The 24,439-nt window shown below is 67.6% G+C and carries 25 protein-coding genes; 15 read left to right on the top strand and 10 right to left on the bottom strand.

Annotated features, from left to right (window positions below):
* Positions 1–51: 51 nt before the first annotated feature.
* The 3 genes from ACYVI5_RS11470 (at position 52) to mctP (ending at position 3,291) form a co-directional block, all read left to right on the top strand.
* Positions 52–957 carry a M48 family metallopeptidase gene (locus tag ACYVI5_RS11470; protein WP_460580277.1) on the top strand — a complete coding sequence of 302 codons (906 nt, stop codon included), beginning with the start codon at positions 52–54 and terminating at the stop codon, positions 955–957.
* Between the two features lie 259 nt (positions 958–1,216).
* Positions 1,217–1,564 (top strand): DUF3311 domain-containing protein, encoded by a 348-nt coding sequence (locus ACYVI5_RS11465; protein ID WP_460580276.1) that lies wholly within the window; start codon positions 1,217–1,219, stop codon positions 1,562–1,564.
* Positions 1,561–3,291 carry a sodium:solute symporter family protein gene (gene mctP / locus ACYVI5_RS11460; RefSeq protein WP_460534584.1) on the top strand — a complete coding sequence of 577 codons (1,731 nt, stop codon included), beginning with the start codon at positions 1,561–1,563 and terminating at the stop codon, positions 3,289–3,291. Before ACYVI5_RS11465 ends, mctP begins: the two co-directional genes overlap by 4 nt.
* Positions 3,292–3,312: 21 nt before the next feature.
* Here mctP and ACYVI5_RS11455 read toward each other — a convergent pair whose 3' ends face one another.
* Complete coding sequence (locus ACYVI5_RS11455; protein ID WP_460580275.1) at positions 3,313–4,542, bottom strand: winged helix-turn-helix domain-containing protein; 1,230 nt, start codon at positions 4,540–4,542, stop codon at positions 3,313–3,315.
* A gap of 82 nt (positions 4,543–4,624) precedes the next feature.
* On the opposite strand from ACYVI5_RS11455, the gene ACYVI5_RS11450 reads away from it, so the two are divergent.
* Both ACYVI5_RS11450 and ilvA read left to right on the top strand, forming a co-directional pair.
* Complete coding sequence (locus tag ACYVI5_RS11450) at positions 4,625–5,845, top strand: AI-2E family transporter (RefSeq protein WP_460580274.1); 1,221 nt, start codon at positions 4,625–4,627, stop codon at positions 5,843–5,845.
* Positions 5,846–5,939: 94 nt separating this feature from the next.
* Positions 5,940–7,196, top strand: coding sequence for a threonine ammonia-lyase (gene ilvA, locus ACYVI5_RS11445; RefSeq protein WP_460580273.1), 1,257 nt, complete (start codon positions 5,940–5,942; stop codon positions 7,194–7,196).
* Between the two features lie 17 nt (positions 7,197–7,213).
* On the opposite strand, the gene greA is transcribed toward ilvA, so the two are convergent.
* Both greA and ACYVI5_RS11435 read right to left on the bottom strand, forming a co-directional pair.
* Positions 7,214–7,705, bottom strand: coding sequence for a GreA/GreB family elongation factor (gene greA / locus ACYVI5_RS11440; protein WP_460534576.1), 492 nt, complete (start codon positions 7,703–7,705; stop codon positions 7,214–7,216).
* An 89-nt stretch (positions 7,706–7,794) separates the two neighbouring features.
* Entirely contained in the window at positions 7,795–8,223 is a 429-nt protein-coding gene (locus tag ACYVI5_RS11435; protein ID WP_460580272.1) for a DUF4307 domain-containing protein, read from the bottom strand.
* A gap of 158 nt (positions 8,224–8,381) precedes the next feature.
* On the opposite strand from ACYVI5_RS11435, the gene mca reads away from it, so the two are divergent.
* Genes mca through ACYVI5_RS11420 form a run of 3 tightly spaced genes read left to right on the top strand, consistent with a single transcriptional unit; the run spans position 8,382 to position 10,751 of the window.
* Positions 8,382–9,278 (top strand): mycothiol conjugate amidase Mca, encoded by an 897-nt coding sequence (mca, locus tag ACYVI5_RS11430; RefSeq protein ID WP_460580271.1) that lies wholly within the window; start codon positions 8,382–8,384, stop codon positions 9,276–9,278.
* Positions 9,279–9,572 carry a hypothetical protein gene (locus tag ACYVI5_RS11425; protein ID WP_460534570.1) on the top strand — a complete coding sequence of 98 codons (294 nt, stop codon included), beginning with the start codon at positions 9,279–9,281 and terminating at the stop codon, positions 9,570–9,572. It abuts the gene before it with no gap.
* Positions 9,573–9,596: 24 nt separating this feature from the next.
* Positions 9,597–10,751 carry an ArsB/NhaD family transporter gene (locus ACYVI5_RS11420; RefSeq protein WP_460580270.1) on the top strand — a complete coding sequence of 385 codons (1,155 nt, stop codon included), beginning with the start codon at positions 9,597–9,599 and terminating at the stop codon, positions 10,749–10,751.
* A 20-nt stretch (positions 10,752–10,771) separates the two neighbouring features.
* On the opposite strand, the gene trhA is transcribed toward ACYVI5_RS11420, so the two are convergent.
* A complete protein-coding gene (trhA, locus tag ACYVI5_RS11415) occupies positions 10,772–11,575 on the bottom strand; it encodes a PAQR family membrane homeostasis protein (RefSeq protein ID WP_460580269.1) in 804 nt (267 codons plus the stop codon).
* 78 nt (positions 11,576–11,653) lie between these two features.
* Here trhA and ACYVI5_RS11410 point away from each other — a divergent pair, with 78 nt between their 5' ends.
* The 4 genes from ACYVI5_RS11410 to ACYVI5_RS11395 all read left to right on the top strand — a co-directional run bounded on the left by ACYVI5_RS11410 (position 11,654) and on the right by ACYVI5_RS11395 (position 15,976).
* Positions 11,654–12,442, top strand: coding sequence for an undecaprenyl diphosphate synthase family protein (locus ACYVI5_RS11410; protein ID WP_460534564.1), 789 nt, complete (start codon positions 11,654–11,656; stop codon positions 12,440–12,442).
* Between the two features lie 94 nt (positions 12,443–12,536).
* Positions 12,537–13,649 (top strand): aminotransferase class V-fold PLP-dependent enzyme, encoded by a 1,113-nt coding sequence (locus ACYVI5_RS11405; RefSeq protein ID WP_460580268.1) that lies wholly within the window; start codon positions 12,537–12,539, stop codon positions 13,647–13,649.
* A gap of 186 nt (positions 13,650–13,835) precedes the next feature.
* On the top strand, positions 13,836–15,191 hold the full coding sequence (locus ACYVI5_RS11400; RefSeq protein ID WP_460534830.1) for a PhoH family protein: 1,356 nt from the start codon (positions 13,836–13,838) through the stop codon (positions 15,189–15,191).
* 203 nt (positions 15,192–15,394) lie between these two features.
* Positions 15,395–15,976 carry a prepilin peptidase gene (locus ACYVI5_RS11395; protein ID WP_460580267.1) on the top strand — a complete coding sequence of 194 codons (582 nt, stop codon included), beginning with the start codon at positions 15,395–15,397 and terminating at the stop codon, positions 15,974–15,976.
* Between the two features lie 64 nt (positions 15,977–16,040).
* Here the strand turns inward: ACYVI5_RS11395 and ACYVI5_RS11390 are convergent, their stop codons facing one another.
* The 5 genes from ACYVI5_RS11390 to xseA all read right to left on the bottom strand — a co-directional run bounded on the left by ACYVI5_RS11390 (position 16,041) and on the right by xseA (position 20,429).
* The gene (locus ACYVI5_RS11390; RefSeq protein ID WP_460534558.1) at positions 16,041–17,450 is read right to left on the bottom strand and encodes a class II fumarate hydratase; all 1,410 of its coding nucleotides are present in this window, start codon (positions 17,448–17,450) and stop codon (positions 16,041–16,043) included.
* A gap of 67 nt (positions 17,451–17,517) precedes the next feature.
* Positions 17,518–18,144, bottom strand: coding sequence for a carbonic anhydrase (locus tag ACYVI5_RS11385; RefSeq protein ID WP_460580266.1), 627 nt, complete (start codon positions 18,142–18,144; stop codon positions 17,518–17,520).
* Positions 18,141–18,794 (bottom strand): DUF4245 domain-containing protein, encoded by a 654-nt coding sequence (locus ACYVI5_RS11380; protein WP_460580265.1) that lies wholly within the window; start codon positions 18,792–18,794, stop codon positions 18,141–18,143. Before ACYVI5_RS11380 ends, ACYVI5_RS11385 begins: the two co-directional genes overlap by 4 nt.
* A 5-nt stretch (positions 18,795–18,799) precedes the next feature.
* Positions 18,800–19,099: an exodeoxyribonuclease VII small subunit gene (locus ACYVI5_RS11375; protein ID WP_460580264.1), complete on the bottom strand. Its 300-nt coding sequence runs from the start codon at positions 19,097–19,099 to the stop codon at positions 18,800–18,802.
* Between the two features lie 10 nt (positions 19,100–19,109).
* Positions 19,110–20,429: an exodeoxyribonuclease VII large subunit gene (gene xseA, locus ACYVI5_RS11370; RefSeq protein ID WP_460580594.1), complete on the bottom strand. Its 1,320-nt coding sequence runs from the start codon at positions 20,427–20,429 to the stop codon at positions 19,110–19,112.
* 62 nt (positions 20,430–20,491) lie between these two features.
* Between xseA and ACYVI5_RS11365 the strand changes: the two genes are divergently transcribed.
* Both ACYVI5_RS11365 and ACYVI5_RS11360 read left to right on the top strand, forming a co-directional pair.
* A complete protein-coding gene (locus ACYVI5_RS11365) occupies positions 20,492–21,523 on the top strand; it encodes a 4-hydroxy-3-methylbut-2-enyl diphosphate reductase (RefSeq protein WP_460580593.1) in 1,032 nt (343 codons plus the stop codon).
* Entirely contained in the window at positions 21,520–22,113 is a 594-nt protein-coding gene (locus ACYVI5_RS11360) for a DUF6264 family protein (RefSeq protein WP_460580263.1), read from the top strand. Before ACYVI5_RS11365 ends, ACYVI5_RS11360 begins: the two co-directional genes overlap by 4 nt.
* Before the next feature lie 48 nt (positions 22,114–22,161).
* Here the strand turns inward: ACYVI5_RS11360 and fbaA are convergent, their stop codons facing one another.
* Positions 22,162–23,196: a class II fructose-bisphosphate aldolase gene (gene fbaA / locus ACYVI5_RS11355; protein WP_460534548.1), complete on the bottom strand. Its 1,035-nt coding sequence runs from the start codon at positions 23,194–23,196 to the stop codon at positions 22,162–22,164.
* 267 nt (positions 23,197–23,463) lie between these two features.
* On the opposite strand from fbaA, the gene glpX reads away from it, so the two are divergent.
* Positions 23,464–24,423, top strand: a complete 960-nt coding sequence (glpX, locus tag ACYVI5_RS11350) for a class II fructose-bisphosphatase (RefSeq protein ID WP_460580592.1) — start codon at positions 23,464–23,466, stop codon at positions 24,421–24,423.
* Positions 24,424–24,439: the final 16 nt, after the last annotated feature.

The raw sequence follows: 24,439 nt of genomic DNA, 5'->3' as shown, positions 1-24,439 counted from the left end.
CGTCAGCCGATCTCGTAACCCCGACACCTCCGGACTGCAGGACACCCGTCTATGTACAGGGCGATAGCCGCGAACAAGCGGAACACCGTCTTCATCATCATCTTCTTCCTGGTCATCATCGGCCTGATCGGCTGGCTCGCCAGCGCCCTGTTCCACAGCTGGGCGATCCTCATCGTCGTGATGATCGTGGCCGTGGCGTACGCCCTCATCCAGTACTTCGCCGCCTCCGGGCAGGCCATTGTGGCGTCGGGTGCTGTGGAGATCCAGAAGGCCGACAACCCGCGCCTGTGGAACACGGTGGAGAACCTGTCCATCGCCACGGGGATGCCGATGCCGAAGGTGTACATCATCAACGACCCCGCCCCGAACGCATTCGCCACCGGGCGCGATCCGCAGCACGCCGTGGTCGCCGCGACCACGGGGCTTCTGGACATCATGGATGACTCCGAGCTCGAGGGCGTCATGGCTCACGAGCTCGGCCACGTGCGCAACTACGACATCCGGGTGTCGATGATCGTGTTCGGTCTCGTTGTCGCCGTCGGGCTGATCGCCGACATCCTGTTGCGCATGAGCATGTTCGGCGCGTTCGCCGGAGGCAACAACCGCAACAACAACAGCGGCGGAGGCGGCGGAAACCCGATCCTTCTGATCGTGGGCATCGTCGCGCTGATCCTGGCACCGCTGATGGCGTCGCTCGTGCAACTGGCGATCTCGCGTCAGCGCGAGTACCTGGCGGATGCCACCAGTGCCATGACCACGCGCAACCCCGACGAGCTCGCCAGCGCGCTCGCCAAGCTGGGACAGTACGGACGCCCCCTGCGGCGGCAGAACTCCTCGATGTCGCACCTGTGGATCGCGAACCCGCTCAAGCCGAGCATGATGAGCCGGTTGTTCTCCACCCACCCGCCCATCGAGGATCGCATCGCCCGTCTGAAGAAGATCGGCACCAGCTTCTGAGTTGTCTTGCACGCCTGGCGAGACCAGGCGTGCCGCGGTCGACTGAGCACCTGGCTGGGTTCGGGCGCCGTACACGCCGCCGCCTCGCAGAGCGTCTCGCGTCCGCGACAGGGCGGCTTGTCCCTTCATCAGGCCACTCCGCGAGCCTTGTCGGCGCGGCTCTTGACGCGGACTGATCGCCGGGTGAAAGGTTGTCTCTGCGCTGGCCCGCACCTGGGGCCGGCGGCCTTCTGTCACGAGCACTGCCGAGGAGACGATGGTGTCTGAACCCGATATGCCCACGCGCGGGCCGGCGAGGCCGGTTCCGTACGTGATCGCGGGCATCCTGATCGCGATCGCGATCATCTTGCCGTTGATCGTGCCGCTCTACGCGTCTGCGGAGCCGGCCCTGTGGGGAATGCCGTTCTTCTACTGGTACCAGCTGCTGTGGGTGTTCATCGCCTCCGGCCTGCTGGGCATCGCGTATCTCATCATGCGCAAGGAAGACAGGCGACGCCGTGCGGCGGTGCGCGGTGCGGGCTCCACGACGCCGCTTCCGACGGATGGCCGTGACCGGCGCTCCGGCACCGACTCCAGCACGGCCGACGACGAGGAGAACGACCGATGACGCACCTGCTCGCCCTCGCCGGCCACGTCGCCGCCACTGGTCCGGATGCCCATGGCAACCGACCGGTCAACTGGATCGCCCTCATCGTGGTCATCGTGCTGTTCGTCGTCGTGGCGGTGATCGGATTCCTCGCCTCCCGCTGGCGCACCGACCCGAGCGCCCGCGGCCTGAACTCGCTCGACGAGTGGGGCCTCGGCGGCCGCGGCTTCGGAACCTGGGTCACCTGGTTCCTCCTCGGCGGAGACCTGTACACCGCATATACCTTCGTCGCGGTTCCCGCCGCGATGTGGGCATCCGGTGCCGTCAGCGGCTTCTTCGCGGTGCCGTACACGATCGTGTTGTACCCGATCGTGTTCCTGCTGATGTCGAGGCTGTGGTCCGTCTCGCACCGGCACGGCTACGTCACGCCGGCGGACTTCGTCGGCGGACGCTACGGCAGCCGCTGGCTCTCGGTGGCGGTCGCCGTCACCGGCATCATCGCCACGATGCCGTACATCGCGCTGCAGCTGGTCGGGATCAAGGCCGTGCTCACCGTGCTCGGCCTCGGCTCCAACACGAACCCGTTCATGGCCGACCTTCCGCTCATCATCGCGTTCATCGTGCTCGCCGCCTACACGTACACCGGAGGTCTGCGGGCCCCCGCGCTGATCGCGATCGTGAAAGACATCCTGATCTACATCGCGATCATCGTGGCGATCGCCTACCTTCCTGCCCACTTCGGCGGTTGGGAGGGAATCTTCGGCGCCGCCGAGAAGAAGCTGAGCACCGTCAATCCGGCCACCGGCAACCCGTTCGGTGCCGTCATCCCGGGAGCGGCCAGCTTCAACGCGTACTGGACCCTGGCGCTCGGCAGCGCGATGGCTCTCTTCATGTATCCGCACTCCATCACGGGCGTGCTGTCCACGAAGAGCCGCAACACCATCCGGCGTAATGCGATGGTGCTGCCGTTGTACTCGCTGATGCTCGGCTTTCTCGCCCTGCTCGGCTATGTGGCGATCAAGGCAGGAACCCAGCCCATCGACACGAACGGTGCGATCAACGCGCAACTGATCGTGCCGCAGTTGTTCCTGGACTCGTTCCCGTCGTGGTTCAGCGGCATCGCGCTCGCCGCGATCGCGATCGGCGCGCTCGTGCCGGCGGCGATCATGTCGATCGCGGCATCCAACCTGTTCACGCGCAACATCTACAAGGACCTGTTCAAGAAGAACGCCACGCCGAAGCAGGAGGCGGGCGTCTCCAAGCTGGTCTCGCTGCTCGTGAAGCTCGGCGCACTGGTCTTCGTGCTGGGCATGGATCAGTCGTCGGCGATCAACCTGCAACTGCTGGGCGGCATCTGGATTCTGCAGACGTTCCCCGCGATCGTCGCCGGTCTGTACACGCGCTGGTTCAACAAATGGGCGCTGTTCGCCGGCTGGGCGGTCGGAATCGCCTACGGCACATGGGCGGCATACAACGTGATCAACCCCGCAACCCACGCGCACTTCGGCGGGTCGATCGCCCCGTTCCCGTTCACCGCGGTCCCGGTGTACATCGGCGTCTCCGCGTTCGTGCTGAACGCGGTCGTCGCCACGGTGGTGACGCTGGTGCTGCGCGCATTCCGGGTGAAGGACACCACGGATGCCACGCGTGCGTCGGACTACGGAGCCGACGAGAACGACCCGAAGGTGGTCGCGATCGAGCAGCAGCAACCGCCGCTGGAGCCCGAGCTCGACGGCCGCGGTTCTTGACACGTAGGCGGTGGTGGCTGGTCAGCCGGCCGCCACCGCCGACGCGAGCTCCCTGGAGAGGGTTCCGCGGTCGCGCACCTGCACCCCCGAGAGCCCCTGCCACTCGGCCGCCTCGCGAAGCAGAGCGGCAAGGCGCAACGGAGTCTCCGCATCGGCCTCGGCCTCGGCCCAGGCGGACTGCACGATGAGCACGCCCGCCTGGCGGTCGCTCTTCAGGTCGACCCGGGCCACGATGCGGTCGTCCTGCAGCACCGGAAGCACGTAGTAGCCATACACTCGCTTCGGCGCCGGCGTATAGATCTCGATGCGATAGTCCAGGCCGAACATCCGCAGCGCTCGTGCACGTTCCCACACGATCGGATCGAACGGCGACAGCAGAGCGGATGCCTGCACCCGGCGCGGCAGGCGGGCATCCGTCGCGAGCCATACGGGCGCCGGCCGCCGCGCACGCTCCCACCCTGGAACCGTGACGCGACGCACCTCGCCCGTCTCCTCGAGCTCGGCCAGCGCGGCCTGGGTCGGAATGGACTTCAGCCGGTAATAGTCGGCGATGTCGCCCAGCGTGCCGATGCCCAGCGCACGCACGGACCGGCGAACGAGCTCGCGAACGGCATCCGCAGTCGCGATCCTCGTCTCCAGCATCGACGACGGAAACACCTGTTCTGGCAGGGCATAGCGACGCTCGAATCTGTTGCGGCCGGCGATCGCGACGTCACCGAACCGGAAGAGCAGCTCGAGAGTGTGCTTCACCTCGGACCAGCCCCACCAGGGGCCCTTGCGCACATTCTCCTCGTGCTCGATGTCGCTGGCGGCCATCGGGCCGTTCGCCGCCAGCTCGTCGAGCAGCCACCGAGCGGTACTGCTGTGGGCCGCGTTCCACTCCTCGGTCCCCGCGCCATAGCGATTCCGCATCGCGTCCATGCGCCACTGGAACAGCGACCGGTCCTCTCTCCGTAGGAACGCAGCCTCGTGTGCCACGTACTCGGTGTAAGGCGCGCGCGAACGCATCGTGAGAGCGTCCAGCAGCCCCTTGTCGTACCCGCCGAGCCGGGCGAACACGGGAAGGTAGTGGCTGCGCTCGAACACGTTGACCGAATCGATCTGAAGCAGGCCGATGCGGTCGATGAGGCCGTTCAGCTGGCGGGTGCCCACCGTCGCAGGACGCGGCCTGCCGAACCCCTGAGCCGCAAGCGCGATTCGCCGGGCGAGGGCAGGGGAGATCCTGGGTGTTGCCGATGCACTGGATGCCACGGCACGACGCTAGCCGCACCCACTGTCTTTCCGGCCGCCGGGAACATCGCCAACGCTCAGCAAACGCAAATAGACTGTCGCGATGGCCCGACCAGCTGCGCCGAACCATCCCGTGCCCAAAGGCACAAGCACCGACGAGACGAGCATCCACGAAACCGTCGAGTCATCCATTCCCCGCGGCGTGCGGCTCTCCGCGGCGTGGTCATGGCGCCTCCTGCTGATCGGCGCCGTGATCGCGGTCGTGATCTTCCTCATCGTGCAGCTGAGGCTCATCGTGGTGCCGGTGTTCGTCGCTGTGCTTCTCGCGGCGTTGCTGGTGCCGTTCGTCGATTGGCTCGCACACCACAGGTGGCCGCGCTGGCTCGCGATCGTCGTGGCACTGGCGGCCGTTCTCGTCGCGGTGGGGGGTCTCGTGGTGCTCGTCGTGTGGCAGATCCGCGGGGAGGCGCAGGCGCTTCAGCATCGGAGCGCGCAAGCCTTCGACGGCTTCAAGGCGTGGCTGCAGGCACCGCCGCTGGAACTCACCGACAAGCAGATCGACAGCTACGTCTCCCAGGCACTGAAGGCTCTGCAGCAAGACAGCCAGGTGCTCATCTCCGGCGCGTTGTCGATCGGCTCGACGCTCGGGCACGTGCTCACCGGCGCGGTGCTCACCGCCTTCAGCACGCTCTTCATCCTGATCGACGGCAAGGGCATCTGGTCGTGGATCGTGCGCATCCTCCCCCGGCGCGCGCGGGCCGCGACGGATGGCGCCGGTCGCGCCGGCTGGGTCACACTGGCCAGCTTCGCCCGCGTGCAGGTTCTGGTCGCGTCGATCGACGCGCTCGGCATCGGGCTGGTCGCCTTCTTCCTCGGCCTGCCCCTGGTCATCCCGATCGCCGTGCTGGTCTTTCTCGGGTCGTTCATCCCGATCGTGGGCGCAGTCATCACCGGTGCGCTCGCGGTGGTCGTCGCACTGGTCTACAACGGCTGGGTCGCCGCGATCATCATGCTGGCCGGGGTTCTCGCGGTGCAGCAGCTCGAGGGTCACGTGCTGCAACCGCTCATCATGGGATCGGCCGTGAAGGTGCACCCGCTCGCCGTGGTGCTGGTGGTGGCGGCGGGATCGCTGCTGGCGGGCATCCCCGGGGCACTGTTCGCCGTGCCGTTCGCGGCCGTGCTCAACGTCATGGTCAGGTATGTGTCGTCGGGAGCATGGCGCGCAGGGCCGGGCGCTGCGTACGCCGGGCCCCCGGATGCCTTGTGGAAGACCGTGCCCCGCCCGCGTCGCTGGCGCGACCGGCGCAGCGCTGCTTCGTCCTGAGCGTGCACCGCGCCCCCGGTTCTGCGCGAGCGGCGCGGGATGTCTCATGGCCGGCCGGGAATGGCCGGGAACGTAAACTGTGGCGGTGACGTCCGTGAGCGAAACTCCTCGTCCCTATACCGTCGGCCCTGCCCTGGACGAGATCGAGCACGCCCACGAGATCGTCTCGCGTGTAGCGAAGAAGACGCCGGTCGAGACCTCGAACCACCTCACCGAGCTGCTCGGGTCCCCTGTGCTGCTGAAGTGCGAGAACTTGCAGCGCACCGGGTCGTACAAGATCCGCGGCGCCTACTACATGATGTCCAAGCTGAGCGAAGAGCAGCGCGCACGCGGCGTGGTCGCGGCCTCGGCGGGGAATCACGCGCAAGGCGTCGCGTTCGCCGCTCGCCAGCTCGGCGTCAAGTCCACCATCTTCATGCCCCTGGGCGTCGCGCTTCCGAAGCTTCAGGCGACCCGCGACTATGGCGCGCACGTGGTGCTGGGCGGTGCGACCGTCGAGGAGCCTCTGCGGGCGGCCGCCGAGTTCGCCCGCGACACGGGTGCGATCCTCGTTCCGCCGTTCGATCATGCGGATGTCATCACGGGACAGGCCGCGCTGGGGCTGGACATCCTCGACGACGTTCCCGATGTCGAGACGATCGTGGTCCCGATCGGTGGCGGCGGACTGATCGCCGGAGTCGCTTCCGCCGTCAAGCAGAGGGCGAGGCTCGAGGGACGTGACATCAGGATCATCGGTGTGCAAGCCGAGAACGCCGCAGCGTTCCCCGTGTCGCTGGCGGCCGGTGCGCCGACCGATATCGCCGTGGGGCCCACCATCGCCGACGGCATCGCGGTCGGACGGCCGGGGGCGTTGAACTTCGAGATCGTGCGGGAACTGGTCGACGACATCGTCACCGTGAGCGATGACGACACCGCACGCGCCATTCTCGTGCTGCTGGAGCGTTCCAAGCTCGTGGTCGAGCCGGCCGGGGCTGTCGGGGTGGCAGCGCTGCTCTCCGGCGCCTTGCAGGCATCCGCCGGGGAGCTGGGGCGCACGGTGGTCGTGCTCTCCGGAGGCAACATCGATCCGCTGCTCATGCAGCGCGTGGTCGACGCCGGCCTCGCCGTCTCGGACCGCTACCTCAAGTTGCGGCTGATGCTTCCCGACAGGCCGGGCCAGCTCGCTCGCACGTCGGAGTTGATCGCTGCCGCCAACGCCAACGTGGTGGAGGTGCTGCACACGCGGCACGGCAACGGCCTGCAGATCAGCCAGGTCGAACTCGAGGTCAGCGTCGAGACGCGCGGACCCGAGCACAAGGCCGAAGTGGTGCGCATCCTGCGCGAAGCGGGCTACGACCCCATCGTCGACTGAGCGCTGTCGATCAGCGGCTACTGCCCCGTCCAGGTCTCCACGTTCGTGACCTTCACCTGGATCTCGCGCCCATTCGGAGCCGTGTACGAGGTCGACTCGCCCACGCTGAGGCCGAGGATCGCGGCACCGAGAGGGCTCGCCTCGCTGTACACGGAGAGCTCGCTGCCGTCGCCGATCTCACGGTTTCCGATGATGAACGTGTCTTCGTCGCCTGCGATGACCGCCGTCACCACCGTTCCGGGCTCGACCACGCCTCGGCTCTGAGGGGCCTCGCCGACCTTGGCGTGGCGCAGCAGCTCGGTGAGCTGGGCGATGCGGGCCTCCTGAACGCCCTGGGCGTCCTTGGCGGCGTGGTAGCCCCCGTTCTCCTTGAGGTCACCCTCCTCGCGAGCGGCCTCGATGCGCTTGGCGATCTCGCTGCGGCCGACAGTGCTGAGGTGCTCGAGTTCAGCGGAGAGACGGTCGTGCGCCTCCTGGGTCAGGAAGGTGACCTGCGTGTCCTGGGACATGTGAACTCCTACGGATGGGGGAGGACGAACGGGCATATCAAACATGTACGCCCCAACGTGTCCGTCAGGGCGTATCAGATGATTCTACGTCAGCGTGCCGCCGAAGACCAGCAGGAGTCCACCGATCCGCTCACGCTGGGCTGCATCGTGCGCACCGTCGTGGTGAAGGATCGCGTGGTCTGAGACGACCGCGGAAGCTGCACGATCTTCCATCCGGTGACCGTGAAATCCACGTCCTGGGCCTCGATCGCGCAGGCGACCGATGCGCCGGCATCCGACGAGACCGTGTACGACACCTTCACGTGCTGGTCGTCGAGCACCTGGTTCGCTCCGGTGTCGACGGTGATGCCCGAACCGCGCACCTGGTCGAGGCCGGCCCACACCGTCCAGCACGCCACCACGACCACGATGAAGACGCCGAGCGCCACGAGCAGCCAGCGATCCCGCCTTCTCGTGCGCGCCGTGCGACCGTATCGCGCACCGACGGCCGGCGCCCCGGATGCCGTGGGTTCGGGCACGAGGCAACCTCCGATATCGAACGATTAGGCTGGGCATCAAGCCTACGTGCTTTCGCTGTGAAGGCCCGTCGGCGCGGACTTCGTCCGCCCCACTCACCAGCCCCTCAGTTGCCGGCTCGCACCGCCGCGCGACTCGCACAGATTGCCGGATGCCTGCCATGACTCTCCGACTTCTCGCCGTGCATGCCCACCCCGACGACGAGTCCAGCAAGGGCGCTGCGACGTACGCGTACTACGTCCACCACGGCGTGGACGTCATGATCGTGAGCTGCACCGGCGGCGAGCGCGGAGACATCCTCAACGATTCGCTCGCCGCCCGGGCGATGGCCGAGCGAGACCTGCCCGGACTGCGCAGGATCGAGATGGATGCCGCAGCGAAGGTGATGGGCGTGCGTCACCGCTGGCTCGGATACGTCGACTCCGGCATGCCCAGCGACGACGGCAGCGTGCCGGCGAACTCGTTCGCCGACATCCCGCTGGAGATCTCGGCCGAGCCGCTTGTCGCAGTGATCCGCGAGTTCCGGCCGCACGTTCTCCTCACCTACGACGAGAACGGCGGCTACCCGCACCCCGACCACATCCGCTGCCACGACGTCTCGGTGGCGGCGTACGAGTGGGCCGCGGATGCGGAGCGATATCCGGATGCCGGCGAGCCGTGGCAGATCGCGAAGCTCTACTACGACCGCATCTTCAACGCGAAGCGCATGGCCAGCGTCTTCGAACAGGTGCGTGCCGATGACCCCCAGTCACCGCTGCTCGAGCACTTCGAGGGCATGATGGAGCGGTTCGGCGAGCAGCCCGACCTCGCCACCACCCGTGTTCCGGCCGGCGACTTCTTCGAGGCCAGGGACGCCGCGCTCAAGTCGCACGCCAGCCAGGTGTCAGCCGACAGCTCGTTCTTCTTCTGGCCCAACGACGTGCAGCGCAAGGCGTGGCCGTACGAGGACTACCAACTCATCGACTCGAAGGTGGAGACCACAGTGCCCGAGAACGATCTCTTCGCCGGGATCGAGGACGACAGCGTCGTTCTCGATGCGCGAATCGAGGCACGCTGAGTGCTCGCCACAGTGCTGCTGGCCGTCACGCCGTCGCCCACGCCGTCGCCGAAGATCCCGAATGCCGACCTGGTCACTCCCGGGGTGTGGGGTTTCGTCATCACGCTGATGATCGCCGTGGTGACGATCCTGTTGATCTGGGACATGATGCGCCGGGTGCGCCGCGCCCGCTACCGGGCCGAGGTGAACGCGAAGCTCGATGCCGAGGAGGCACAGCGCGGCACGGATGTCGTCAAGGCGGATGGCGAGGCGCGGGGCGGAACCGACGCCGCACGGCGTCCGGACCGCGACTGACGGCCGCTTCCTGAGAACGCGGACGTGCGCAGCCTGATCGTCGGCGCGGGCTTGCTCGTTGCCGGCGGCATCGCCATCCTGTTCGGCGTCTATCCGGCACGGGATGCCCTCACCCTCGTCGACCGCGTCTGGCCTGTGCTGCTCTTCGTGCTGGCCATCACCGTCGTCGCCGAACTCGCCGCGGAGGCCGGGCTGTTCGACGTCGTCGCAGGGTGGAGCACGCGAGCTGCACGCGGCAGCGCCTGGATGCTCTGGCTCCTCACGGTCGCGGTCGCGACCGTCAGTACGATCTTCCTGTCGCTCGACACCACCGCCGTGCTGCTCACCCCGATCGTGGTCACCATGGCGCGGCATGTGCGACTGGATCCGCTGCCGTTCGCGCTCACCACCGTCATGCTCGCCAACTGCGCGTCGCTTCTGCTGCCGGTCTCGAACCTCACGAATCTGCTCGCGGAGCAGAAGCTCGGGGGAGTGGGCGCGGCCGGCTTCGTCGCGCTGAGTTGGGCGCCGGCCATCGTGGCGGTGCTGCTGCCGGTGATCGCGATTGCCGTGATCGGGCGCCGCACGCTCGCCGCCCGCTACGTCGTGCCTTCGGCGGAGAAGGTGGTGGATCGACGCCTCACGCTCGCCGCCGCGATCGTCGTGCTGGCGCTTCTCCCGGCGCTCGTCTCGGGCATTCCGGTGTGGGTTCCAGCGTGCATCGCGGCGCTCGTGCTCGTCGTGGTGTTCACGGCGCTGCGTCGCGATGCCCTGCACCTCGGACTGCTCCCGTGGTCGACCGTCGTCTTCGCCGGCGGTCTCTTCCTCGCCATGGGGGCCCTCGAGGCGGTCGGCTCTCGCGCGGTGCTTTCGGCGATCGCGGCCCCTGGCGTCTCCCCGGGCGACCTGCTCCGCGTCGCCGGCGCGGGACTCGTCGGCGCGAACGTGGTGAACAACCTGCCGGCGTACCTGGCTCTGGAGCCGATGGTGCAGCATCCGCTTCAGCTCATGGCGCTGCTCATCGGCGTGAACGTCGGCCCGCTCATCACGCCGTGGGCCTCGCTGGCCACGTTGCTGTGGCACTCCCGGTTGAAGCGGCTCGGCGTGGACGTGCCGTGGGGGCGCTACATGCTCATCGGTCTCGCCGTGGCGCCGGTGACCGTAGTCGCTGCGACGCTCGCGCTCGCAGCCGTGTCCTGAGACGGCAAGCGTTCGTTGCGCTACCGGTTGTAGACCGGATGCAACGCGATCAGCAGCGCTGCGGTCCAGTGGCACAGGAAGGCGAGCACGGTCAGCGTGTGGAAGATCTCGTGGAAGCCGAAGCTGCCGGGAAACGGGTTGGGGCGCTTGAGACCGTAGACGAGTGCGCCGATCATGTACAGACCGCCGCCGACGAAGACGAGAACCATCATCGCCGCATTCGCGTTCACGAGGTCGACGACGTACATGATCACGGCCCAGCCGAGCAGCACGTAGAGCGGAACGTAGAGCCAGCGCGGCGCGGTGATCCAGAACACGTGGAACGCGATGCCCAGCAGCGCCCCGCCCCACACGATCGACAGCAGTATCAAACCCTTCTGCGACGGCAGCGCGAGCATGCCGACCGGGGTGTACGTGCCTGCGATGAGAAGAAAGATGTTCGCGTGATCGATCCGCTTCAGCACGAGCTTGGTGCGGGGTTTCCAGTTGAACCGGTGATAGAGCGCGGAGTTGCCGAACAGCAGCATCGAGGTCAGCATGAACACCGCCGACGCCCATTTCGCGGGCGCGCCGTGCGCGAGGCAGATCAGCACGATGCCGGCGGCGATCGTCAGCGGGAACGTCGCGGCGTGGATCCAGCCGCGCCAGGTGGGCTTGAGCTCGGACGGATGCGCGGCCGAGGCATCCACAAGCGGCAGGTTCGGGACGCCCTTCTCACGCTCGTCGTCCGCCCTGATCGCAGCGTCGGACGGCGAGAGCTTGCTGGCGGGCTGAGCGAGCTCGTCGGCGACGTCGACGTATTCCCGGGAAGCGCGGCGGGGCATGAGGCAAGCCTAGGCGGACGCAGGTGGCAATCGTCTGACCACAACCGAGCTCCGCCGCGCGCGCGATAACGTAATCGGGTGACTTCTAGCCGGATACCGAAGCCCGGCCCCGGCTTCCTGTACGGGCTGTACCAGAACCGGCTTCGGCGCAGTCTGGATCCGGCGTCGGTGCCCCAACACGTCGCCATGATCATCGACGGCAACCGGCGATGGGCGCGGCAACTCGGGCTGGAGACGGTCGCACACGGTCACCGGGCCGGCGCAGCGAAGATGCTCGAGTTCCTCACCTGGTGCGACGAACTCGGTGTCAAGGTCGTCACGCTGTACCTGCTGTCCGCCGACAACCTGAGCAATCGCGACCGCAGCGAGCTCGCCGATCTGATCGAGATCATCGCCGATCTCGCGCACGCCGTGTCGGCGGCGGGGGACTGGCGCGTGCAGCACGTCGGCACGACGTCCGGGCTGCCGAAGCGCCTCGTTCAGGCGCTCGGCGACGCGGAGCAGAGCACGAAGGAGAATCCCGGCATGCACGTGAACCTCGCCGTCGGCTACGGCGGGCGCAAGGAGATCGTGGATGCCATGCGCAGCATCGTCGCGGAACATCACGCAGAGGGGCGCAGCCTGGAGGAGCTGGCCGAGCGGCTCACACCCGACCTCATAGGGGCTCATCTGTACACCGGGGGGCAGCCCGATCCCGACCTGGTCATCCGCACCTCCGGTGAGCAGCGCCTGAGCGACTTCATGCTGTGGCAGAGCGCGCACAGCGAGTTCTACTTCGTGGAGGCACTCGGGCCGGACCTGCGCGAGGTCGACTTCCTGCGGGCGGTGCGCGACTACTCCCGCCGCAACCGCCGCTACGGCGGATGAGGCGGCACGCCGCAGTTGACGGCAGTCGTGCCGACGATGCACTGACCCTGTTGTCTACTGTCTGCGACACAGCAGAATGACTCTGGGAGGTCGCGTGACAACGGTTGAAGAGTTCGCCGAAGGTTTCCTGGAAGAACCCGGCTATCTGGATTTCGCCAGGGTCGGACCGCTCTCCGCATCCGTGGTCGCCGAGGTGCAGGGCGTCAACGAAGTACTCTCCCGGGGCAGGTTCGGCTCACTCGCGCCGCTGCGCAACGAGGACGAGCGGATGCGCACGGCGGCGTCCGCCCTCACCGGCTTCCCCGCCGATCAGATCGTGTTCCAGCCGAACGTGGGCACGGGCCTCATGCACGCCATGTTCGGGCTCACCGGTGCCGTTCTGCTCTCCAGGGCCGAGTTCCCGTCGCTCACCTTCTCGGCGGCACGGGCATCCGAAGCGCTGCATGCGGTGCAGCCGGTGTGGCTCGAGACGCACCACGGCAGGGTCACCCCCGGCACCGTGCGTGAGCAGCTGACCGACTCGGTCACCGCCGTCGCGGTCAGCCTGGTGGACTCGCGTACCGGCTACCTGGCCGACATCGACGGCATCCGCCAGGTCATCGGCGACCGGCTGCTCATCGTCGACGCCGTGCAGGGCTTCGGCGTGGTGGATGCCCCGTACGAAGTCGCGGACGTCGTCGTGGTCGGCGCGGAGAAGTGGCTGCGCGCCGGGTGGGGCGCAGCGTTCATGTCGTTGTCCGAGCGCGCGATAGACAACCTCACTCCGGTCTGGAGCGGTCACACGGGTGCCGGTGTGGTCGATCCGTTCGATGAGGTGCTCCCGCCCGAGCGGGGTGCGGGAGCGTTCACCGTCGCACGAGCCGACAGCGTCGCCCAGGCACGGATGTCTGCAGCATTGGAAGACGTGGCATCCGTGGGCGTCGACGTGCTCGAGGCCGCCGTGGCCGGTCGTGTCGACCGCATCATCGACCTCGCCGACGAGTACGCGATTCCGGTCGCATCGGCACGCGAGACGCCGGAACGCGCGGGGATCGTCGTGCTCGAGCCATCGCGCGAGCAGCTGACGGCGCTCAGCGCGTCGCTGTTCAACCACGGCATCACGGCCACGACCCGCGCGGGAACCGTGCGGTTGAGCGCCCATGTCTCGTTCGGCGACGAGACGCTTGAGATGCTGCGCGCCGCGTTCACGTCATACTCGACGGCGTAGACCCCTCCGCCGCGCGTGTCTCCCCGTGGATGTCGGCGGCGGGGCCTAGCGTCGAGGTGTCGGGCATCGGGCCCGGCCGGGGCGTCCGTCACGGAATCGTCTTGAAAGGTGCGGCCGCTTCGTCGACAGGATCCGCGCAGAATCCCACACCGTGGGACGCGCGGGGTGGGAGTGGTTGTGACCGCGATGCAAACCCAGGTTCCGGCGGCCCGTACAACGGCGCAGTCGAGTGTCGACACGCAGACGCACCAGATCGAGCGCACGTATGTGCTCGACACATCGGTGCTGCTGTCGGACCCGCGCGCGCTGTTCCGGTTCGCCGAGCACGCCGTCGTGATCCCAGTGGTCGTGATCAGCGAACTCGAGGGCAAGCGCAACGATCCTGAAATCGGGTACTTCGCCCGCCAGGCACTGCGGCTGCTCGACGAGATGCGCGTGCAGCACGGACGCCTCGACTTTCCCGTTCCGGTCGGCGATGGCGGGTCGCTGCGCGTCGAACTGAACCACTCCAGCATGTCCGTCCTGCCCAGCGGACTGCAGTTGGGCGACAACGACTCCCGCATCCTCGCCGTCGCGCAGAACCTGGCGAACGACGGACTGGCCGTGACCGTGGTGTCGAAGGACCTGCCGCTGCGCGTCAAGGCGGCCTCGATCGGCCTGCTGGCGGAGGAGTACCGCGCCGAGCTTGCGCCGGAGTCCGGCTGGACCGGGGTTGCCGACGTCGACCTCGGCTCGGCCGACATGGCAAGGCTGTACGAGCGTGAGGAGCTGGAGTCGGATGCCCTCGACGGTCTCCCCGTCAACACCGGGCTCATCGTCCACTCCGATCGAGGGTCGGCACTCGGCCGAGTGACCGGTGGCGGAACGATGAAGCTCGTGCGCGGTGACCGCGACGTCTTCGGTCTGCATGGGCGTTCGGCAGAGCAGCGCCTCGCCATCGACATGCTGCTCGACCCCGAGATCGGCATCCTGTCGCTCGGCGGTCGTGCAGGCACGGGCAAGTCCGCGCTCGCCCTGTGCGCGGGCCTCGAGTCGGTGCTCGAACGACAGCAGCACAAGAAGATCATGGTGTTCCGCCCGTTGTATGCGGTCGGCGGCCAGGAGCTCGGGTACCTTCCCGGCGACCAGGGCGAGAAGATGACCCCGTGGGGCGAGGCGGTGTACGACACGCTCGGTGCTGTCGTCTCGCAGAACGTCATCGACGAGGTGGTGGAGCGCGGCATCCTCGAGGTGCTGCCGCTCACCCACATCCGCGGGCGCTCGCTGCACGACGCGTTCGTCATCGTCGATGAGGCACAGTCGCTGGAGCGCAACGTTCTGCTGACCGTGCTCAGCCGCATCGGTCAGGGTTCGAAGGTGGTGCTCACACACGACGTGGCCCAGCGCGACAACCTGCGGGTCGGGCGCCACGACGGTGTCGCCTCCGTGATCGAGACCCTGAAGGGTCACCCGCTGTTCGGGCACGTCACGCTGACGCGTTCCGAGCGCTCCGCGATCGCGGCACTGGTCACCGAGCTCCTGGAGTTCGGCGAGATCGCCTGAGAAGCTGCCGCGCGCCGGGGAGGGGCCGGCGCGCGGCCCCAGGCGCCGGCCGCTGCAACGGGCCGGACGGTCGTGCAGCAGTCCATGGCCTCGCGACCGCTTCGAGCCGTCCATCGCCGCGGACGGCCGGCGCGGGCCGGCAACGCGTACCCGCCTGTGGAAAGATCACGTGCTCGGCTTCCCGTTCCCGCTAGCGTCGAGCCGTGTCCACCACGCTCCACGGTTTCGATCACCGGAAGGCCTCCAGCCGACCAGGCAATCGCCGTGCGCGGCTCGTGTGGCAGTGCGCGCTCATGGCCGTGCTCATCGTGATCGCCGTCTTCGGCGTCGGCGTGCGATTCGAACTGGTCGGATGCCTGTATCTCGCGTTCGTCACCCCCGAACTGTGCCGCGTCGATCTGACGGAGCACCGGCTGCCGAACGCCATAGTGCTGCCGGGCTTCGCCTTCGCTGCGATCGGTGCGGTCTTCGGCTGGCTCGCCACCGGAAGACCTCCGACGGCAGCGGCTCTGGCCGCGGCGGCGGTCGGCGGATTCTTCGCTCTTCTCGCTGTCACCGGTGGCGTCGGCATGGGCGACGTGAAGCTCGCGGCAGTGCTGGCGCTGGCCGGCGGCGCGGCGTCCGCGCTCGTGGTGGCGGGAACGGTCGTGCTGGGTTTCATCGCGGCCGGAGTCGGTGCCGTGGTGATGCTCACCGCGCGGGGCGGAGGCGGGAGCATCGCTTTCGGCCCGTACCTTCTGGGCGGCTTCTGGGCATCCGTCGCGGCGCTTCCGCTCGTCGCCTGAGACGCGTGACCGGCGCGATCAGAACGTCGATCGCGCCGGCTGGTCCACGTCAGGCTTCGCAGACCTACTTGGCGGTAGGCGGAGTGGTCATGCTGAGCACGTCGAGCGCCGTGTCGAGTTGCTCGAGCGTGATCTCGCCGCGCTCCACGAAGCCGAGGTCGATGACCGCCTCACGCACCGTGATGCCCTGCGCCACCGAGTGCTTCGCGATCTTCGCGGCCGCTTCGTAGCCGATGATCTTGTTCAGCGGAGTGACGATCGACGGCGACGACTCCGCCAGAGCGCGTGCTCGTTCGATGTTCGCCTCGAGCCCGCGAACCGTCTTGTCGGCGAGGGCGCGGGTGGCATTGGAGAGCAGCCTGATGGATTCCAGCAGCGCCGTGCCCATCACCGGAATGGCGACGTTGAGCTCGAACGCACCCGATGCGCCACTCCATGCAATGGTGGCGTCGTTGCCGATGACCCGTGCGGCGACCATCAGAGTCGCCTCCGGAATGACCGGGTTGACCTTGCCAGGCATGATCGACGATCCAGGCTGGAGATCGGGAATGTGCAGCTCGCCGAGCCCCGTGTTCGGTCCGGAGCCCATCCACCGCAGGTCGTTGCAGATCTTCGTGAGACCGACGGCGATCGTGCGAAGGGCACCGGATGCCTCCACAAGGCCGTCGCGGTTCGCCTGCGCCTCGAAGTGATTGCGTGCCTCTGTGATCGGCAGCTCCGTCTCCTGCGTGAGCAACCGGATTACCAGCTGCGGGAAGCCGGCGGGCGTATTGATGCCGGTGCCCACTGCCGTGCCCCCAAGGGGCACCTCGGCGACGCGGGGGAGCGCCGCCTGCACACGTTCGATGCCGAGGCGCATCTGCGCCGCGTAGCCGCCGAACTCCTGGCCGAGGGTGACGGGCGTGGCATCCATCAGGTGCGTGCGGCCGGACTTGACGGCATCCTTCCAGAGCTCCGCCTTCTCCTCGAATGCGACGGCGAGGTGGTCAAGGGCGGGGATCAGGTCATCGATGAGCGCACCGGTGACGGCGATGTGCACCGAAGTCGGGAACACGTCGTTGGAAGACTGTGACGCGTTGACGTGGTCATTCGGGTGCACCGGCCGGCCGAGGCGGCGGGACGCCAGAGTCGCCAGCACCTCGTTCATGTTCATGTTCGACGATGTGCCGCTGCCTGTCTGGTACACGTCGATCGGGAACTCGTCGTCGTGAAGGCCGGCGATCACGTCGTCGGCGCTGGCCGCGATGGCGTCGGCCACCTCGGCATCGAGCACGCCGAGCTCCGCGTTCGCCAGGGCCGCGGACTTCTTGATCCGGGCGAGCGCTGCGATCTGGGCGGACTCCAGCCTCGAGCCCGAGATCGGGAAGTTCTCCACGGCTCGCTGGGTCTGGGCACTGTACAACGCGTTGCGCGGTACCCGCACTTCGCCCATCGTGTCGTGCTCGATGCGGAAGTCGTCCGTCTCTGAGGGCATCTGGCTGTCCATTCGTTGGGATCCCTTTGTCGTTGTGTCGGCTGAGCGCTTGATGGTCTTCGCGTTGTCAGATTTCGCCGACGACGAGGTGCGAGGACACCGTGCCATCGCTGAGGCGATAGTTGGCACCGACGATGGCGAGTTCGCCATCGGCGACGGCCTGCGCGACGAGTTCGCTGCGACGAAGCAACTCGCTGACGGTGTCCTTCACGTGTTCGCGTCCCACCTCCGTGGAGTCCACGGACGAGGGGTCCGCCACGTCGCCCGCGACTCTCCGCACAGCGGGAACGATCGGAGCGATGAGGTCGGCGATGTGCGGTGGGAGCCTGTCTGCATCCGGTGCTGCGGAATCGATCGCGGCACGGACTGCGCCGCAGCTGTCGTGACTGAGAACCAAGAGGAGGGGCACGTGGAGCACCGCGACGCCGTACTCGATCGAGCCGAGGACCGACTCCGAGATGACCTGACCCGCGTTGCGGATGACGAACGCGTCGCCGAGCCCCAGGTCGAAGATGATCTCGGCCGCCAGACGAGAATCGCTGCATCCGAAGATCGTGGCGACCGGGGCCTGTGAGCCTGCCGTCTCCGCGCGGCGCTCAGCGTCCTGCCGGGGGTGCTGCGGGCGGTCCGCGACGAATCGCTCGTTGCCCTCCTTCAGCTGCTTCCAGGCATCGGCAGGTCTGCTGTCGGTCATCCATGTTCCTTCGCGTCGGAGGCGAGCTGCCGGCTGACGACATCCGCCAGTTGGGTGAATTCCTGGTTGTCCGCGGTTCCGTACAGCACCACGGTGCTCGCGCCCTCGACCGCGGACAGCGCGTACTGCACGTCGCCCACATCGCGGCTGGACTGCCGGTTGTCGTAGATGCTCCACTTCACGCCGTGGACCGTCGTGCTGCCGACCGGGTTCGAGTTCGCCACCTGACCGGACAGCCACGTCTCATTCGCGCGGAACCCCTGAACCATGCCGATGTACTGCTGTGAAGGCGTGATCAATCCGATGTACCACTCGTCGACGCGGTCGCTGGTCTGCTGGCGAAGCTGTGCGGAGTTCGACTTCCAGTCCGACGGCAGCTTCGGTGTGATGAGCGGGTCGGGCTCGGTGCCCGCGCCCTGCTGTGCGATCTTCACGTAATCCACGTTCTTGACCGCGTCTGGTGTCGGTCGCGGCACCATGAGCACGATCACGACGACGAGAGCCAGGGTGGCCAGCAGGGAGTAGATCAGGTTGTTGACGGTCTGCCGTCGCCGGTGATCGGCGGATGTCTGCGCCTTGCGCCTGGCCGTCTCGTCCGGCGTCTCCGGCCGGCCGAGCTCGGCGACGATCGGATGTTCGTTCCTTGCCATGACCTCTAGAACGGATCCTCTCGAGGTGCGTCCGAACTCGCCGAAGAGTCCATGCCCGCCCGCGCGGCATCGAGCCTCGCCTTGGCCCCGATGAGCCACTCCTCGCAGCGCCGCGCGAGGGCTTCGCCGCGCTCCCACAGTGCGAGAGACTCCTCGAGGGTGGACGTGCCTTGCTCGAGCCGGGACACCACGCCGATCAGCTCGTCCCGCGCCTGCTCGTAGCTGAGGTCGGCCGTGCCGGCATCGGTGCCGGACGCTGGGGATCCTGACGCTGCAGAGTCGAGTGCGGTGGAGTCGGAGGGCATGTCTTCCATCCTAGGAGCGGGTCGCCGCAGACGGGCTGGGTGCCTTCGCGGCTGGGGAACGACGACCGACCGGTGCTTCTGTGGACGCATCGCGGCCCAGGTCACCGACGTGCGAAGGATGCTCGCCAAGGGAAGTCGCGCGGAGGCGCCCTTCCGCCAGGGCCACCAGGAGTTCGGAGCCGGCCGGAGCATCCTCGGGGCGGCGCACGACACCGTCTAGGCCTTGCACGATCGCGTATCCACGGTCGAGGGTGCTCTGCGGCGAAAGCGCACGCAGGCGCACGGACAGCTCACGGGTCGTGTTCTCCGCACGCTCGACGCAACGATCGACCAGCTCGGTACCGCGGGCGACGTAGCGAGTGAGGTCTTCGGCGCGGGACGCGACGATCCAGTCGTGGGACGACAGGGCGGGGCGCGACCGCAACTGGGCGATGCGGTCGATCTCGTGGGCGAGCAACGCCGTCACTCTCGTCGTCATGCGCATCGATGCCTGCTGCACGCGCAGCAGTTCTTCTGCGACATCGGGGACGACCCGCTTGGCGGCATCCGTCGGCGTCGACGCTCGCAGGTCGGCGACATCGTCGAGGATCGGCCGGTCGTTCTCGTGCCCGATCGCACTCACCAGCGGTGTGGCACAACCGGCCGCGGTGCGAACGAGGTTCTCGTCGCTGAACGGAAGCAGATTCTGGAAGTCGCCACCACCCCGCGCGACGATGATCACGTCGACTTCGGGATCGGCGTCGAGCTCACGGATGCCCGCCGCGACGTCGCCCGCGGAACGGTCGCCCTGTACGGCGGCGTGCCGCACCCGGAAACGCACCGCAGGCCAGCGCAGCTGCGCGTTGCGCAGAACATCCTTCTCTGCGTCGGAGTCCTTGCCGGTCACCAACCCTATGCAGTGCGGCAGGAAGGGGAGGGCCTTCTTACGGCTCTGCTCGAAGAGGCCTTCCTCACGCAACTGAGCGCGCAGCCGTTCCAGCCGTTCCAGCAGGTCGCCGAGTCCGACATGACGCATGTCGTAGACCTGCATCGTGAGCGTGCCGCCCTTGAACCAGTAGTTCGGCTTGATCAGGGCAACGACCCGGTCGCCCTGCTTCAGGTCGGCCGGAATACGGGAACGGGTGGACGACCAGATCGTGAACGAGATCGTCGCATCGGCCTCGCAGTCCTTGAGCTTTCCGTAGACGTTCCCGCCGGAAACACCCCACTGCGTAATCTCGCCCTCGACCCAGACGCTTCCGAGCCGGTCGATGTAGTCGCGGAGCTTGCCGGCCAGAATGGCGACCGGCCACGGCGCTTCGACCGTGGGCAGGGCATCCGGCACGCTCAGTTCCCTCCACTGTTGTCGACCTAAGCTTGAGTACCGTGAGCAACACGACTATCGACCTGGCGATGCCGCGCGTTCCCGGCGTTCGGGGCAGGCTCAAGGATAACCCGGTGGTCGGACGCAAACGGGTCCTGCTGGCCTCACCCCGTGGATACTGCGCGGGTGTGGATAGAGCCGTGATCGCCGTCGAGAAGGCGCTCGAGCGCTACGGCGCACCTATTTACGTGCGCAAACAGATCGTGCACAACATCCATGTCGTCTCGACGCTCGAGAAGCGCGGTGCGATCTTCGTCGACGACGTCGACCAGGTGCCGGAGGGTGCTCACGTCGTGTTCAGTGCGCACGGAGTCGCGCCCTCCGTCGTACAGGCGGCCGCCGATCGTGGACTGCGCGCCATCGACGCCACCTGCCCGCTCGTCACCAAGGTGCACCGCGAGGCCGTGCGGTTCGCCCGCGACGACTACGAGATCCTGCTCATCGGCCACGCCGGGCACGAGGAAGTCGAGGGCACGGCAGGCGAGGCGCCGGAGCACGTCACCCTGGTGAACGGCCCCGACGACGTCGACGGCCTGCGGGTGCGGGATCCGGAGCGTGTGGTGTGGCTGTCGCAGACCACGCTGTCCGTCGACGAGACGATGGAGACCGTGCGCCGCCTGCGCGCGCGCTTCCCGAACCTCGCCGACCCGCCGAGCGACGACATCTGCTACGCCACGCAGAACCGCCAGGTCGCCATCAAGAAGGTGGCGCAGGAGGCCGACCTCGTCCTCGTCGTCGGATCGGCGAACTCGTCCAACTCCGTCCGGCTCGTCGAGGTGGCGCTGGAGAACGGGGCGAAGGCCGCGCACCGTGTGGACTACGCGAGCGAGGTCGAGCAGGAGTGGCTCGAGGGCGTGAGAACCGTCGGCGTCACGAGCGGGGCATCCGTGCCGGAGGTGCTCGTGCAGGAGCTGCTCGACGATCTGGCGGATGCCGGTTACGGCGACGTCGAGATCGTCAAGACGGCCGAGGAGGACCTCATGTTCTCGCTGCCGAAGGAGCTGCGGCGAGACGAGACCGGAACACAGGATGCCCGCGCTCTCGGAGGACGAGCCCGATGAGCGATCCCGTCTCCCGTCCCCGGCCGCAGTACGGCGAGTACGCGACGCCGGAGGAGCAGCGTGCTGCGATCAAGGCGCCGGAGACGAACCCGCACTACGCGCCGCCGGGCGAGCATCCTGCGTACGCTCCGCAGGCGTCGCCGCTCCGTACGGATGCGGCGGAACGCTTCACCCCGGCGCAGGAACCGGATGCCGAACATCCTTCCGATGCTCCGGCCGTGCTCCGGCACCCGGCCGACCGGGTGGTCACCATTGCGCTGCTCGTGCTCGGCCTCTTCAACGTGATCACCACGATCGCCGGACGCGACGGCATCGCCGGCCAGATCGACAGTGCCTACCACAGCATGGGACTGACCGGTGACTACGTCGTGACGCCCCTCTCCGGCACGGTCGCCGACGTCGTCGCGATCGCGTTCCTCGCGTTGTGGGTCGTGGCGGCCGGGCTGTCCAGCTGGGCGATGCTGCGCGGCCGGATCGCGTTCTGGATTCCGCTGGCGGCGGGCGTCCTGGCGAGCCTGGTGAATGTCGTCGGCTATCTCATCCTGTTCTTGCACGACCCGACGTTCCTGGCCTACATGCAGCATCTGTGATCGAGGGGCGCCGGCTCCCAGCCGACGCCCCTCTTTCGATGCTGATCGTTACTTGCCCGAGAGCGACTGACCGGCCGAGCCGAGCTGTTGCGTGGCCTCGATGACGCGCTGGGCCATGGCGGTCTCGGCGACCTTGCCCCAGGCCCGAGGGTCGTACTGCTTCTTGTTTCCGACCTCGCCGTCGACCTTGAGCACCCCCGAGTAGTTCTCGAACATGTACCCGGCGATGGAGCGAGTGAACGCGTACTGCGTGTCCGTGTCGATGTTCATCTTGATGACGCCGTTGGCGACCGCCTGCGCGATCTCCTCGTCGCTGGACCCGGAGCCGCCGTGGAAGACCAGGTCGAGCGGCTTCGGGCCGGTGCCGAACCGCTCCTGAATGCCCTCTTGGATCTCGCCGAGCAGCTCGGGTCGCAGCTTCACGTTGCCCGGCTTGTACACCCCGTGCACGTTGCCGAACGTGAGCGCCGCGATGTAGCGGCCGTTCTCGCCGAGGCCGAGCGCCTCGACAGCCTTGGTCACGTCGCCCACCGTGGTGTACAGCGCCTCGTTCGTGCCCTCATGCTTGACGCCGTCTTCTTCTCCGCCGACGACGCCGATCTCGACCTCGAGAATGGCGTTGATCGCCCGAGTGCGCTTGAGCATCTCCTGCGCGATCTCGAGGTTCTCGTCGAGCGGCACAGCCGAACCGTCCCACATGTGCGACTGGAAGATCGGGTTGCGTCCCGCCTTGACCTCTTCTTCTGATGCCGCGATCAGGGGCAGCACGAAGTCCTCGAGCGCCGGCTTCGGGCAGTGGTCGGTGTGCAGTGCCACCGTGATCGGGTAGCTCTTCGCCACTTCCGTCGCGAACCTGGCGAACGCGAGGGCTCCGGTCGCACGCGCCTTCACGGTGTGGCCGGCGAAGTAGTCAGCGCCGCCGGTCGTGACCTGGATGATGCCGTCGGACCCCGCCTCGGTGAGTCCCTGCAGGATGGCGTTGATCGACTGCGACGAGGAGGCATTGATCGCGGGGTAGGCGAAGCCGCCCTTCTTCGCGCGATCGAGCATCTCGGCGTACTGTTCCGGGGTCGCGATGGGCATGACGTCTCCTCATGAAGCAGGGGCGGATTCGCCACGAGTCTAACGAGTGCGGGGGACCGCCTCGGCGCGGGCGGTCGGGGTCCTCAAGGGCGCCAGTTAACGTCTTGTGAAGAATCGCAATTCATTCGCCGCTTTACGTGCGGGGCGAGATCCGACCTGCTCCTAGCGTTGAATTCGACAACAAACGAAGGAGCGCTCGTGCCCAGCGACCTGATCGATCGACCTGCAGAGGATGCCGCCACGAGCGAGGAAGCACACCGAGCGGCGGTGCTGCGACCGGATCGCAACCTCGCGCTCGAGTTGGTGCGTGCCACAGAGGCGGCGGCCATCCGCGCCACCCCCTGGATCGGCAAGGGACGCAAGAACGATGCGGACGGCGCCGCCGTCGACGCCATGCGTGCCTTCCTATCCACTGTCGACTTCGACGGCGTCGTCGTGATCGGCGAGGGGGAGAAGGACCGCGCGCCCATGCTCTTCAACGGCGAGCACGTGGGCACCGGGCGCGGGCCCGCGTGCGACATCGCCGTCGATCCGATCGATGGCACGTCGCTTACGGCCGCCGGCCGGCAGAATGCCCTCTCCGTCATCGCGGTGAGCGATCGCGGCACGATGCTGGATGCCTCCGGCGTGTTCTACATGGACAAGATCGTGACGGGACCCGAGGGTGCCGGTGTCGTCGACATCCGCAAGCCGGTGGGGGAGAACCTGCGTGCCCTGGCCCACGCGCTCGGCAAGGACATCGGGGAGCTGCGCGTCGCGGTGCTCGACCGTCCTCGTCACACCGAGCTGATCGAGGAAATCAGGGAGGCCGGGGCAGGCACGCGCCTCATGCTCGACGGCGACGTGGCCGGCGGCATCAATGCAGCCCGCCACGACTCGCGCATCGATGCGTGCATCGGCATCGGCGGAAGCCCCGAGGGCATCACGACGGCGTGCGCCATCAAGGCGCTCGGTGGTTTCATGCAGGCACGTCCAGCGCCCCGAGACGAGGAAGAGCGCGAGCGGGCGCTCGCTTCCGGGCTCGACCCCGAGCGGGTGTACGAGCTGGAGGATCTCGTAGCTGGCGACAACACGATCTTCGTGGCGACCGGCGTCACCGATGGCGGCCTTGTGAACGGTGTGCGCCGTGAGGGCCCGCTCATCCGCACCAGCAGCATCGTGCTCCGTTCCACCTCGGGTACGGTGCGCCGCATCTCGGCGGAGCACCTCGTCTCGAAGTGGTGGTGATCAGCGCTCGGCAGGA

This window comes from Humibacter ginsengisoli, assembly GCF_054780095.1.
Note: the sequence above shows the minus strand (reverse complement) of the source record. Positions and strands in the feature narration are given on the sequence as shown.